The organism is Caulobacter sp. BK020 (genome assembly GCF_004342605.1).
Classification (GTDB): Bacteria; Pseudomonadota; Alphaproteobacteria; order Caulobacterales; family Caulobacteraceae; genus Caulobacter.
In genome coordinates, this window is the sequence record NZ_SLZL01000023.1 from 13,155 (window position 1) to 25,707 (window position 12,553).

Genomic DNA, 12,553 nt, shown 5'->3' on the forward strand with positions numbered 1-12,553 from the left:
CCCTCAGGCTCGCCGGTCGCTCCCCCCAGAGACCGCCGGCGTTCAGGTTCTTGGATCCTGGCCGAGCAACCGCTCACGCAGGACCGTCTTCTGGATCTTGCCCGAGGCCGTGCGCGGCAGCGCGGCGACCAGGGTCAGGGCCTTGGGCAGCTTATACCGCGCCAGCCGATTTTCGAGATGGTTCAGGATCAGGGTCAGATCCAGCTCGGCGCCGTCGCGGCAGGTCACGACCAGATGGCCGATCTCGCCCCAGCGCGGATCGGGCACGCCGACGACGGCGCACTCGGCGATGGCGGGATGGTCGGCCAGAGCCGCTTCGATCTCGGCCGGATAGATGTTCTCGCCGCCCGAGATGAACATGTCCTTCTTGCGGTCGACCAGCCAGTGATAGCCCTCGGCGTCAGCGCGGGCGATGTCGCCAGTGCGGAACCAGCCGTCGGCGGTGAAGGCGCGGGCGGTCTCGTCCGGTCGCCGCCAATAGCCCCGGAAGACGTTGTCGCCCTTCAGCAGCAGCTCGCCGGGCACGCCGGGCTGGCAGTCATTGTCGTGCTCATCGACGATCCGGGTCGCGACCGAGGACATGGCCAGCCCCGCCGAGCCGGCCCGGGCGTCGATCAGCGCCAGGTCGGCCGGCATGCCGAACACGGTTCCGGCCTCGCTCATGCCGTAGCCGTCGACCACCGGGATCCCGTCGGACAGCCAGGTGCGGATGTCCGCCGCCGGATGAGGCGCGCCGCCGGTGAAGATGGCCGTCAGCCGCCGCAGCGCCGAGGCGTCAAAGTCCGGATGGCGGTGCAGCATCGCGGCCATCTGGGGCACGCAGAAATAGTGGGTGACGCCCAACGCCGGATCGCTCAGGCGGCTTAGCGTGCGGCCAGGCTCGAAGCCGTCGGACACCAGGATGGTCCCGCCATGCATCAGGGCCGGACGGACCGAGGTCACCAGGCCGATAATGTGGAACATCGGCGCGTCGACCAGGAAGACGCTCTGGTGGGTGACCTTGCCCAGACGGCCGAAATTGATCGCCGTCTGGTCCAGATTGCGCTCAGACAGCAGCACGCCCTTCGGACGGCCCGACGTGCCCGAGGTGTAGAGGATCAGCGACGGGCGTTCGCGGTCGGCCCGGGTCGCCGTGTCGGGATCGGCCTCGTCGATCTCGGCCTGCAGGATGTCGAGATCGAGGCCCTCCAGACCCACGGCGCCGAGTTGAGTATCGCCGACGATGAGGGCCGGCTCGGCGTCCTCGACCAGGGTGGCGGTCTCGCTGGCGCTAAGCCGCCAGTTCAACGGGACGAACATCGCGCCCAGCCGGGCGCAGGCCAGGTGTAGGATGGCCAGCAGGACCCGGTTCTTGGCCAGCACCGCCAAGCGGTCGCCCTCGCCTACCCCGCGCCGCCGCAGCACACTCGCCGCGCGGGCGACGCCGAGGTCAAGCTCGGCATGGGTCCAGCGACGGCCGCCGGCCAGTTCGACGGCCGCCATCCCTTGCGGCTGGAGGCGCGCCTGGAGGGCGACATGGTCCATTGGGGTCATCTGCTCGTCCCTCCCGTCGTGGCCTCCTCCCCCGCCTCGTCTCAGCTCTGCTTGGCCAGATCGTAGGCGCCCAGGCCGGGCTTGTAGGTCTTGTCGTCGATGAACTGCTTGATGCCCTCCTTGCGACCATCGTTGTCGTAGGAATTGGCCGCCTCCTGGGCCCGGACCAGGTAGTCCTCGGCGTTGTCGTAGGTCATTTCCTTGACCCGGCGGACCGCGTCCTTGGTCGCCTTCAGCGCCACGGGGTTCTTCTTCAGCAGCACCTCGGCCAGCTCGCGCACCCGCGCCTCCAGGCGTTCCAGCGGCACGCTCTCGTTGACCAGTCGCCACTCGGCGGCCTTCTGGCCGTCGATCAGCTCGCCGGTCATGGCGTGGTACATGGCGTCGCGCAGCGGCATCAGGTCGACCACCACCTTGGTGGCGCCGCCGCCCGGCAGGATGCCCCAGTTGATCTCGGACAGGGCGAACTGGGCCTCGTCGGCGGCGATCGCCAGGTCGCACGAGTAGAGCGGCCCATAGCCGCCACCGAAGCACCAGCCGTTGACCATGGCGATGGTCGGCTTCTGGTACCAGCGCAGGCGCCGCCACCAGCCGTAGGACTCGCGCTGGGCCTGACGCGTGGCGCCCAGGCCCTTGGCCTCGGTCTCGCGGAAGTACTCCTTCAGGTCCATGCCCGCCGACCAGGCCGAGCCTTCGCCGGTCAGGACGAGCACCCCGACATCGTCGCGAAACTCTAGTTCGTCCAGCACCTCCATCATGCGGCGGTTCAGGGTGGGGTTCATGCAGTTGCGCTTGTCGGGACGGTTGAACTTCACCCAGGCGATGCGGTTCTCGACTCGGAAAGTCGCGGTGTCGTTGGTGTCGGTCATCATGGATCCTTGGAAATCGAAAGGGGCGCGGGGAGGCGCCGAAATGGCGTCAGATCGGGAAATGGCCGGGTTGGGTCTCGACCGTGATCCAGCGCAACTCGGTGAAGGCGTCGATGCCGGCCTTGCCGCCGAAGCGGCCGTAGCCCGAGGCCTTGACGCCGCCGAACGGCATCTGGGCCTCGTCGTGCACGGTCGGGCCGTTGACGTGGCAGATGCCCGACTGGATCCGTCGCGCCACCTTCAGGCCGCGAGCGATGTCGCGGGTGAAGACCGAGGCCGACAGGCCGTACTCGGTGTCGTTGGCCAGGGCGATGGCGTGCTCCTCATCGCGGGCGCGGATCACGCCGACCACCGGGCCGAAGCTCTCCTCACGGAACAGGCGCATTGTGGGCGTCACCTTGTCGACGACCGTGGCGGGCATCAGCACACCCTTGGCTGGGCCGCCGCTGACCTGGACGGCCCCGGCGCTCACGGCGTCGTCGACCAGGCGCTGGACGTGGGACACGGTCTTCAGATCGACCACCGCGCCCAGCGGCGTCTTGCCCTCGCGCGGATCGCCGACCGCGAGGCTGGAGGCCTTGGCGGCGAACTTCGCGACGAAGGCGTCGGCAATCGCGTCGACGACGATGATCCGCTCGGTCGACATGCAGATCTGACCCTGGTTCATGAAGGCTCCGAAGGCGGCGGCCTTGACCGCCTCATCCAGGTCGGCGTCCTCCAGCACGATCAACGGCGCCTTGCCGCCCAGCTCCAGCAGCACCGGCTTCAGGTGTTCGGCCGCGCGCTTGGCGATGATCTTGCCCACGGCGGTCGAGCCGGTGAAGTTGATTCGCCGCACCGCTGGATGGTCGATCAGGGCGCCGACCACCTCGGCCGCGTCCTGAGGCGCGTTGGTGACGATCGACAGAGCGCCCTCGGGCAGGCCCGCGGCCGCGAAAGCCTCGGCGATCAGGGCATGAGTGCGCGGGCAGCTCTCGGAGGCCTTCAGCACCACGGTGTTGCCACAGGCCAGCGGCGTGGCGACCGCCCTCACCCCCAGGATGATCGGCGCGTTCCAGGGGGCGATGCCCAGGATGACCCCGACCGGCTCGCGCACGGCCATGGCCAGGCAGCCCGGCTTGTCCGACGGGATCACCTCGCCGTTGATCTGGGTGGTCAGGGACGCGGCCTCGCGGATCATCGAGGCGGCCAGCATCAGGTTGAAGCGGGCCCAGCCCTCGGTGGCGCCGATCTCGCCCATCATCGCGGCGACGAAGTCGTCAGCGCGCGCTTCCAGCGCCTCGGCCGCCTTGGACAGCAGGGCGCGGCGGGCGTTCGGCCCCAAGGCGCTCCAGGCCGGCAGCGCGGCCTGGGCGGCGTCGACGGCGGCGCGCGCCTGATCGGTGGTCATGGCGATGGAGGTGGTGGCGACCGCGCCCGTGACGGGGTCACGGCGCTCGAAGACGGCCTGGGTCGAGCTCATGGTCGTTCCTTCCCTTGGCGCGAAGGCGCTTGGCGGCGCCGCTTATTTGTACGCTCGCCATTTTGTACGCTGAGCAAACAATGTGTGCAAGTCACTAACTTGGATGCGGACTGTCGCTAGACGATCGAAGACGCGTGCGTTGATCGCTCGACCCGATAACGCTTGGGCGAAACGCCTTCAGCCTTAGCGAAAAAACGCGAGAAGTAGGCAGGGTCCTCGAAGCCTAGATGATAGGCGACCTCGGCGACGGTCATGTTCGAGTACAGCAGCGCACGCTTAGCCTCCAGCAGCAGCCGATCCCGCACCAGCCGCAGCGGCGAGGCGCCCGCCGCCCGCAGGCAGGCGGCGCGGAGGCGCGCCAGCGTGACGCCCAGTCGTTCGGCATAGGTTTCCATCGGCAGGCCCTCGCGATAGTGCGCCTCGACCAGTTCGCGGAACCGGGCGACCAGGGTGACGTGCCCGCCCTGGACAGCCGGCGCGGCGGCCTCGTCGCGGACCAGCCGCCGCACGGCCTCGACGAGGATGGTCAGCAGATGTCCCTCGACCGCCGCCCCGCCGGCGGGCGCGGTCCACACCAGCTCGCGCGACAGCTCGCCCAGCGAGGACGCGATCCCCGACCGCGCATCCAGCGGCAGCTGACGCGGGGCCCGGAACAGATCGGCGAAGGCCGGCTCTCGTGCGGTCAGGTCGCGCAGATAGCTGTCGGCGATGGTCAGCACCGAGCCCGCCGTCTCGACCTGGTAGGCGAAGCCGTGGACCCTTCCGGATGGAACCAGCAGCAGGCATGGGGCGCCGAAGGCGATCGCCTCGTCATCCACATGCATGACCCCGCCCCCGGCCGCGATGTGGAACACATGGTTGAGGTCCGCGTGGGCGTGGGCGCGGATGTTCCAGTCGTTGGGCCTGGTGCGATCGTCCAACTCTTCCAGGTGGATGAACTTGCCCTCAACGGTTCGCAAAGGCTCACCGAACAGGAAGAAGCTTGGAACTGCGTGCGTTTTCGACAAGCCCGGACCTCCACGCCCTGGCCAGCCCGAGATCTGACCCGTTCGAAAAGTCCAACTTTTGTGATGCTCTGTCCATCCTAAAAGCGGACCGTCAGGGTCAGGTTTGATGCAAGTCGCGGGAAGCGGCGTCAGGGCGGAGAGCTCCATCGTGCGAACCCAGATCGCCATCATCGGCGCTGGCCCGGCCGGGCTGTTCCTCGGCCATCTGCTAAGGCAGGCCGGGATCGACGCGGTAATCCTGGAGCGCAAGGATCGCCCCTATGTCGAGGGCCGCGTCCGCGCCGGCGTGCTGGAGCAGGTCACCGTCGACCTGATGGAGCGCCTGGGCGTCGGCGATCGGATGCGGCGCGAGGGTCTGGTCCACGCCGGGACCAACCTGGCCAGCGACGGCGAGATGTTCCGCATCGACATGGCCGACCTGACCGGCGGCTCGACCGTGATGGTCTATGGCCAGCAGGAGGTGATGAAGGACCTGTTCGACGCCGCCGAGCAACGCGACCTGCGGATCGTGTTCGACGCCGAGGACGTCCAGCTACACGACGTCGATGGCGACCACCCCCATGTCACCTGGCGCCAGGACGGCGCCGAACATCGGCTGGACTGCGACTTCATCGCCGGCTGCGACGGCTATCACGGGGTCAGCCGCGCGGCGATCCCGGAGAACGTACTCAGGACCTTCGAGCGGGTCTATCCCTTCGGCTGGCTGGGCATACTGACCGAAGCCCCGCCCTGCGATCACGAGCTGATCTACTCCAACCACGAACGCGGTTTCGCCCTGGCCTCGATGCGCTCACCGACGCGCAGCCGCTACTACGTGCAATGCCCGCTGGACGATCGCCTGGAGGAGTGGTCCGACGAGCGGTTCTGGGATGAGGTCTCGATCCGCCTGGGTCCCGCGGCCGCCGCCCGCATCGTTCGCGCACCCTCATTCGAGAAGTCGATCGCACCGCTTCGCAGCTTCGTCTCCGAGCCAATGCGACACGGTCGCCTGTTCCTGGCCGGTGACGCCGCCCACATCGTGCCGCCCACTGGGGCCAAGGGCATGAACCTCGCGGTCTCCGACGTGATCATGCTGTCCGACGCTCTGGTCGAGCACTACCATGAGCGCTCCAAGGCCGGGATCGACAGCTATTCCGCCCGCGCCCTGGCCCGGGTGTGGAAGGCCGAGCGGTTCTCCTGGTGGTTCACCAGCCTGACCCACCGCTTCCCCGACCGCGATGGCTTCGACCGCAAGATGCAGGTCGCGGAACTGGCCTATATCAAGGGCTCGCGCGCCGCCCAGGTGACGCTGGCCGAGAATTACGTCGGCCTTCCCCTGGTCTAGAAGGCTCTGGAGCGTTCCATGAAGAACAAGATCTACGACAGCGCCGCGGCCGCCCTGGAGGGCGTGACCTTTGATGGCATGACCCTGATGTCGGGCGGCTTTGGTCTATCGGGCAATCCCGAGACCCTGATCCCGGCGTTGAAGGACACGGGCGTCAAGAACCTGACCGTGATCAGCAACAACTGCGGGGCCGACGGCTTCGGCCTGTGGATGCTGCTCAACAACGGCCAGATCCGAAAGATGATCTCCAGCTATGTCGGCGAGAACAAGCTGTTCGAGCAGCTCTATCTGTCGGGCGAACTGGAGCTGGAACTGAACCCGCAGGGCACCCTGGCCGAGCGTATCCGGGCCGGCGGCGCGGGCATCCCGGCCTTCTATACCAAGACTGGCGTCGGCACGGTGGTGGCCGAGGGCAAGCCGGTCGAGGACTTCGAGGGCGAGACCTATGTCCGCGAGACCTGGCTGCGCGCCGACCTCGCCATCATCAAGGCCTGGAAGGCCGATCCCGAGGGCAATCTGATGTTCCGGATGACGGCCCGAAACTTCAATCCGGTGATGGCCACGGCCGGCAAGGTCACCATTGTCGAGGTCGAGGAGATCGTCGAGGCGGGCGAACTGGACGCCAACGCCATCCACACGCCGGGCATCTATGTCGACCGGATCATCCGTTCGACCATCAACGAGAAGCGGATCGAGAAGCTGACCACCCGTCCTCGCGAAACCACCGGGGAGACCGCCTGATGGCCTGGACCCGCGACGAGATGGCGGCCCGCGCCGCCCGTGAGCTGCAGGACGGCTTCTACGTGAACCTGGGCATCGGCATCCCGACCCTGGTGGCCAATCACATTCCCGAAGGCGTGCACGTCACCTTGCAGAGCGAGAATGGCATGCTGGGCATGGGTCCCTTCCCCTACGAGGGCGAGGCCGACCCGGACCTGATCAACGCCGGCAAGCAGACCATCACCAAACTGCCGACCTCCAGCTTCTTCGACAGCGCCCAGAGCTTCGCCATGATCCGCGGCGGACACATCGACCTGACGGTGCTGGGCGCGATGGAGGTGGCCCAGAACGGCGACATCGCCAACTGGACGATCCCGGGCAAGATGGTGAAGGGCATGGGCGGAGCCATGGACCTGGTGGCCGGCGTCAAGCGGGTGATCGTGGTCATGGACCACGCCAACAAGGCCGGCCAGAGCAAGGTGCTCAAGCGCTGCGCCCTGCCCCTGACCGGCGCGGCCTGCGTCGACATGGTGATCACCGACCTCTGCGTCTTCGACCTCGACCGGTCAAAGAACGGAAAAGAGGGAGGCGGCCTGACCTTGCTGGAACTGGCGCCGGGCGTCACGCTGGATGAGGTCAAGGCAAAGACCGAGGCTGACTTCGAACTGGGAGCCTTCGCATGACCACCGCCTACATCTGTGACGGCATCCGCACCCCGATCGGCCGTTACGGCGGCGCGCTGTCGAAGGTCCGCGCCGACGACTTGGCAGCCATCCCGCTGAAGGCCCTGGCCGCGCGCAACGCCGGCCTGGATCTGTCGGCCGTCGACGAGGTGGTGCTGGGCTGCGCCAACCAGGCGGGCGAGGACAATCGCAACGTCGCCCGCATGGCTCTGCTGCTGGCGGGCTATCCCGTCGAGGTCTCGGGCGTGACTGTCAATCGGCTCTGCGCCTCGGGCCTGGAAGCCGTCGGCTACGCCGCCCGCGCCATCCTGTCGGGCCACAACGATCTCCTGATCGCTGGCGGTGTCGAGAGCATGAGCCGCGCCCCGTTCGTGATGGGCAAGGCCGACAGCGCCTTCTCACGCAGCGCCGAGATCTTCGACACCACCATCGGCTGGCGCTTCATCAATCCGGCCATGCGCAAGGCCTATGGCGTCGACTCCATGCCCGAGACCGCCGAGAACGTCGTGGCGGAGCATGGCGTCAGCCGCGAGGATCAGGACGCCTTCGCGCTACGCAGCCAGCAGCGGGCGGCCGCAGCTCAAGCCAGCGGCTTCCTGGCCGGCGAGATCACCCCGGTCGAGATCTCCGGCAAGGCCGGTCCGACCATTGTCGACCGCGACGAGCATCCGCGCGAGACCACCCTTGAGGCCTTGGCCAAGCTGAAGCCCGTGGTCCGCGAAGGCGGCACGGTCACGGCCGGCAACGCCTCGGGCGTCAATGACGGCGCGGTGGCGCTGGTCATCGCGTCCGAGGACGCCGTGAAGCGCCACGGCCTGACGCCGCGCGTCCGCATCACCGGCTACGCCACCGCCGGCGTCCCGCCGCGCGTGATGGGGATCGGTCCGGTCCCGGCCGTCCGCAAGCTGCTGGCCAAGACGGGCCTCTCGATCGGCGACTTCGACGCCGTCGAGCTGAACGAGGCCTTCGCCGCCCAGGGCCTGGCGGTGCTGCGCCAGTTGGGCCTGCCCGACGACGGGACGCATGTGAACGCCAACGGCGGGGCCATCGCCCTGGGCCACCCGCTCGGCGCGTCCGGCGCGCGGCTGGTGCTGACCGCCCTGCGCCAGCTGGAGGCGACCGGCGGTAAGCGTGGCCTCGCCACCCTCTGCATCGGCGTCGGTCAGGGCGCGGCCCTGGCCTTCGAGCGCGTCTAGGAGCATCCGATGAACCCGAGCTTCAAGCGCGAGGACGCGGGCCAGCCGCCGTCGCTGCATCCGCCCTACGCCTCGACCGTGCCGCGCTCGCCCCGCCAACCCCTGGTCAGGATCCCGCACACCCTGACCGAAACGACCGGCCCGGCCAACGCCTGGTCGAGACTGATGGGCGGGGCGATGGCCGACCTGACGACCCAGCACAAGGACATGCCCCAAGGCCAGCGGATCATCGTCTCGGGCCGCGTGCTCGACGAGGACGGCCGCCCCGTGCCCAACACCGTGATGGAGATCTGGCAGGCCAACGCCGCCGGCCGCTACATTCACAAGAAAGACCAGTGGGACGCTCCGCTGGACCCCAATTTCACCGGCGCGGGCCGGGTGATCACGGACGACGACGGCCGCTACCAGTTCGTCAGTGTCCGGCCGGGGGCCTATCCGTGGGGCAACCACCACAACGCCTGGCGGCCGGCGCATATCCACCTGTCGTTGCTGGGCCCGGCCTTCGCCACGCGACTGGTGACCCAGATGTACTTCCCCGACGATCCGCTGATCGAGATCGATCCGATCGCCAACGCCGTGCCCCTGCCCTATCGCCAGCGCCTGGTCTCGCGGTTCGACATCGAGACCACCCGGCCCAACTGGGCGCTGGGCTACCTGTTCGACGTGGTGCTGCGGGGCCGGGATCAAACCCCGTTCGAGGACGACCATCATGACTGACCAGGTCAATCCGGCCCCGCGCCTCGACAACCAGGATCCGGCCCTGTTCGGCCAGACGCCCTCCCAGACCGTCGGCCCGTTCTTCCACTACGGCCTGCCCTGGAAGGGCTGCGCCGACCTGATCGGCGACAGCGACATCGGCGCTCGGCCCGAGCTGTTTCCGGCCGAACACTACGTCCTGGCCTCCCCCAGCGCCAAGGGAGAGGTGGCGGGCGAGCCGATCGTCATCGAGGGCGTCGTGCTGGACGCCGACGGCAAGGCGGTGCCCGACGCCATGCTCGAGATCTGGCAGGCCGACGCCGCCGGCCGCTATGCCGACGGGTCCAGCAATACCGGCTTCATCGGCTGGGGCCGCGCCTCGACCGCCGAGGACGGCGTCTATCGCTTCGTCACCATCCGCCCCGGCCGCATCGACGGCCGCCAGGCGCCGCACATCGCCGTCGGCGTCTTCGGGCGCGGCATGATCAAGCGGCTGGCGACGCGGCTCTATTTCGAGGACGAGGCCGCCAACGCCGCCGACCCGATCCTGACCCTGGTTCCGGCCGAGCGCCGCGAAACTCTGATCGCCCGTAAGGTCGGCCAGGTCTGGCGCTTCGACATCGTCTTGCAAGGCGACCGCGAAACCGTCTTCTTCGACATCTGAGCTGGAAGGGAATCGCCCGCCTTGAGCTGCCTGCTGCGCGACCGTCCGGCCTCGACGCCCGAAATGCTGACCACGTTTGGCGACGAGGCCCTGCTGCGCGCGGCCCTGGCCTTCGAGGCCATGCTGGCCAGGGCCCAGGCGGACGTGGGCCTGATCCCGGCCGCTGCCGCCGAGGCGATCGCGGCCGCCTGCGCCGAGCTTCCCGACGTCGAGGCCCTGGCCGAAGCCGCGGCCCACGCCGGGACCCTGGCGATCCCACTGGTTGCCCTGCTTCGCGAGCGCATCGCCGATCCCGAGGTCGCCAAGCTGGTCCACAAGGGCGCGACCAGCCAGGATCTGGCCGACACCGCGCTGATGTTGCAGGCCAAGGCTGGCGCGGCCTTGGTGGTCCGAGACGCCCGACGCCTCGCCGACGCTTTGGCGGTCCTGGCGGAGCGGCACGCGGCCACGCCCATGCTGGGACGGACCCTGCTGCAGGCCGCCCAGCCCATCACCTTCGGGCTCAAGGTCGCCAACTGGCTGCAAGGCGTCGCCGGCGCTCTGGTCCGCTTCGAGCGCGAGACCGCCGCCATCCAGTTGCAGTTGGGGGGCGCGACAGGCTCGCTGGTTGGTCTGGAGGAACGGGCCGATGAAGTCACCGAACGTCTGGCCGCCCTGCTTGGCCTGCCCGCGCCTGAGACCCCGTGGCACGCGCGCCGCGAAGGCCTGGCGGGCCTGGCCTCCAGCCTCGCCATCCTGACCGGGGCGGTGGGCAAGATCGCCGGCGACGTCGCCCTGCTGGCCCAGAGCGAGGTCGCCGAGGCCTTCGAGCCCAAGGTCCCCGGACGCGGCGGCTCCTCGGCCATGGCCTACAAGCGCAACCCCACCGGCTGCCAGGTGGCGCTGTCGGCGTCGGTCCGCGCACCGCACCTGGCCGCGACCATCGTGTCGGCCCTGCCCCAGCAGCACGAGCGCGGGCTAGGCGGCTGGCAGGCCGAAGGGTCGGTGCTGGCCGAGCTGTTCGAACTGGCCCACGGAGTTCTGACGGCCATGGCCGTGGTGGTCGAGGGGCTCGAGGTCGATACGGATCGCATGGCCGCCAACCTCGCGGCCGCGCGGGTCGGAACCGACACCGGCGAATCCGAGCGCCTGGTCACGCGCGCCCTCGCAGCCTACCGAAAGGACCGCTGATGCCATTCGCCGTTTCGCAAGGCGCCCGGATCTATTGGCGGGCCGACGGCGCGGCCGACAAGCCCGTGCTGGTGCTGCTGAATTCGATCGGCTGCGACCTGTCGCTATACGACCCGGTCGTGCCGCTGCTGACGCCCGACTTCCGCGTCCTGCGCATCGACACGCGCGGCCACGGCGCCTCGGACGCGCCGGCCGGCGACTACAGCCTCGACCTGCTGGCCGACGACGTGCTGGCGGTGATGGACGCGGCGGGCGCGGCCAAGGCGACGATTTGCGGCACCTCGCTGGGCGGGATGATCGCCATGGCTCTGGCTCCCAGGGCGCCGGAACGGGTCCAGGCCCTGGTCCTGGCCTGCACCTCGCCAGCCATGGATCCCTCGACCTGGGACCAGCGCCTGGCCCTGATCCGCGCCAAGGGCCTCTCCGCCATCGTCGAGGCGGTGATGGGCCGCTTCTTCTCCGACGATTTCCGCGCCCTGCGCCCTGAGGTGATCGAGACCGTCCGCGCCGGCATGTTGGCCCAGAATCCCGATGGTTATTGTGGCTGCGGCGCGGCGATCCGCGACATGGCCCTGCTGGAGGTCCTGCCAGCCATCACCGCGCCGACCCTGGTGCTGACCGGCGCCAAGGACGTGGCGACGCCGTTCGAGGGCCACGGCGAGCGGATCGTCGCGGCCGTTCCCGACGCCCGTCGCGCCGTGGTCGAGGGCGCCCACCTGCCCAGCCTGGAGGCCCCCGCCGCGTTTGCCGGCGCCGTGCGCGGATTCCTGGCGGAGGTTCTGCACGGGACCGCCGTCCGGGACGCCAAGGACGTCCTGTTCGAGGCCGGTCTGGTCACCCGCCGCAAGGTGCTGGGCGACGCCTGGGTCGACAAGTCGCTGGCCAAGCGCACGACCTTCACCGCCGACTACCAGGCGATGATCACCCGCTATGCCTGGAACGAGATCTGGGGCCGCCCCGGGCTGGACCATCGCACCCGCCGCCTGCTGGTGCTGGCGATCTGCGCCAGCCTGGCGCGATGGGAGGAGTTCCGCCTGCACGTCCGCGCCGGGCTGGAACAGGGCGGCTTCACCCAGGACGAACTCAAGGAGGTGCTGATGCAGATCGCCGTCTACGCCGGCGTCCCCGCCGCCAACACCGCCTTCACCGAGGCCGCCGACGTGATGGCCGAACTCGGCTGATCGGAACCGACATCAACCCGATCGAACCGAAGAGTTCGACGTCGAGGA

The 12,553-nt window shown here is 69.0% G+C and carries 12 protein-coding genes; 8 read left to right on the plus strand and 4 right to left on the minus strand.

Annotated features, from left to right (window positions below):
* Window positions 1–42 precede the first annotated feature (42 nt).
* From EV278_RS21005 to EV278_RS21020, 4 genes are all read right to left on the minus strand, one after another.
* A complete protein-coding gene (locus EV278_RS21005) occupies window positions 43–1,533 on the minus strand; it encodes an AMP-binding protein (RefSeq protein ID WP_132095707.1) in 1,491 nt (496 codons plus the stop codon).
* A 41-nt stretch (window positions 1,534–1,574) separates the two neighbouring features.
* Window positions 1,575–2,402, minus strand: coding sequence for a p-hydroxycinnamoyl CoA hydratase/lyase (locus EV278_RS21010; protein WP_132095709.1), 828 nt, complete (start codon window positions 2,400–2,402; stop codon window positions 1,575–1,577).
* A 49-nt stretch (window positions 2,403–2,451) separates the two neighbouring features.
* Complete coding sequence (locus EV278_RS21015; RefSeq protein WP_132095711.1) at window positions 2,452–3,864, minus strand: aldehyde dehydrogenase; 1,413 nt, start codon at window positions 3,862–3,864, stop codon at window positions 2,452–2,454.
* 116 nt (window positions 3,865–3,980) lie between these two features.
* A complete protein-coding gene (locus EV278_RS21020; RefSeq protein ID WP_132095713.1) occupies window positions 3,981–4,871 on the minus strand; it encodes a helix-turn-helix domain-containing protein in 891 nt (296 codons plus the stop codon).
* A 148-nt stretch (window positions 4,872–5,019) separates the two neighbouring features.
* Between EV278_RS21020 and pobA the strand changes: the two genes are divergently transcribed.
* From pobA to pcaD, 8 genes are read left to right on the plus strand one after another with little or no spacing between them, the layout of a single operon-like run.
* Window positions 5,020–6,195: a 4-hydroxybenzoate 3-monooxygenase gene (gene pobA, locus EV278_RS21025; RefSeq protein ID WP_132095715.1), complete on the plus strand. Its 1,176-nt coding sequence runs from the start codon at window positions 5,020–5,022 to the stop codon at window positions 6,193–6,195.
* 6 nt (window positions 6,196–6,201) lie between these two features.
* Window positions 6,202–6,936 carry a CoA transferase subunit A gene (locus tag EV278_RS21030; RefSeq protein ID WP_165916731.1) on the plus strand — a complete coding sequence of 245 codons (735 nt, stop codon included), beginning with the start codon at window positions 6,202–6,204 and terminating at the stop codon, window positions 6,934–6,936.
* Window positions 6,936–7,598, plus strand: coding sequence for a CoA transferase subunit B (locus EV278_RS21035; RefSeq protein WP_132095719.1), 663 nt, complete (start codon window positions 6,936–6,938; stop codon window positions 7,596–7,598). The genes EV278_RS21030 and EV278_RS21035 overlap by 1 nt, the downstream gene beginning before the upstream one ends.
* Complete coding sequence (gene pcaF / locus EV278_RS21040; RefSeq protein WP_132095721.1) at window positions 7,595–8,794, plus strand: 3-oxoadipyl-CoA thiolase; 1,200 nt, start codon at window positions 7,595–7,597, stop codon at window positions 8,792–8,794. Before EV278_RS21035 ends, pcaF begins: the two co-directional genes overlap by 4 nt.
* A 9-nt stretch (window positions 8,795–8,803) precedes the next feature.
* Window positions 8,804–9,511: a protocatechuate 3,4-dioxygenase subunit beta gene (pcaH, locus tag EV278_RS21045; RefSeq protein WP_132095723.1), complete on the plus strand. Its 708-nt coding sequence runs from the start codon at window positions 8,804–8,806 to the stop codon at window positions 9,509–9,511.
* The gene (gene pcaG, locus EV278_RS21050; protein ID WP_132095725.1) at window positions 9,504–10,154 is read left to right on the plus strand and encodes a protocatechuate 3,4-dioxygenase subunit alpha; all 651 of its coding nucleotides are present in this window, start codon (window positions 9,504–9,506) and stop codon (window positions 10,152–10,154) included. Before pcaH ends, pcaG begins: the two co-directional genes overlap by 8 nt.
* Window positions 10,155–10,175: 21 nt before the next feature.
* Window positions 10,176–11,324: a 3-carboxy-cis,cis-muconate cycloisomerase gene (gene pcaB, locus EV278_RS21055; protein WP_132095727.1), complete on the plus strand. Its 1,149-nt coding sequence runs from the start codon at window positions 10,176–10,178 to the stop codon at window positions 11,322–11,324.
* Window positions 11,324–12,505 (plus strand): 3-oxoadipate enol-lactonase, encoded by a 1,182-nt coding sequence (pcaD, locus tag EV278_RS21060; RefSeq protein ID WP_132095729.1) that lies wholly within the window; start codon window positions 11,324–11,326, stop codon window positions 12,503–12,505. Before pcaB ends, pcaD begins: the two co-directional genes overlap by 1 nt.
* Window positions 12,506–12,553 lie beyond the last annotated feature (48 nt).

What these genes read in the sequence shown, in the direction of transcription:
- pcaF (WP_132095721.1), top strand. Translation starts at nt 7,595, where the DNA reads ATGACCACCGCCTACATCTGTGACGGCATCCGCACCCCGATCGGCCGT.
- pcaG (WP_132095725.1), top strand. Translation starts at nt 9,504, where the DNA reads ATGACTGACCAGGTCAATCCGGCCCCGCGCCTCGACAACCAGGATCCG.
- pcaH (WP_132095723.1), top strand. Translation starts at nt 8,804, where the DNA reads ATGAACCCGAGCTTCAAGCGCGAGGACGCGGGCCAGCCGCCGTCGCTG.
- EV278_RS21010 (WP_132095709.1), bottom strand. Translation starts at nt 2,402, where the DNA reads ATGACCGACACCAACGACACCGCGACTTTCCGAGTCGAGAACCGCATC.
- EV278_RS21015 (WP_132095711.1), bottom strand. Translation starts at nt 3,864, where the DNA reads ATGAGCTCGACCCAGGCCGTCTTCGAGCGCCGTGACCCCGTCACGGGC.
- EV278_RS21005 (WP_132095707.1), bottom strand. Translation starts at nt 1,533, where the DNA reads ATGACCCCAATGGACCATGTCGCCCTCCAGGCGCGCCTCCAGCCGCAA.
- pcaD (WP_132095729.1), top strand. Translation starts at nt 11,324, where the DNA reads ATGCCATTCGCCGTTTCGCAAGGCGCCCGGATCTATTGGCGGGCCGAC.
- EV278_RS21035 (WP_132095719.1), top strand. Translation starts at nt 6,936, where the DNA reads ATGGCCTGGACCCGCGACGAGATGGCGGCCCGCGCCGCCCGTGAGCTG.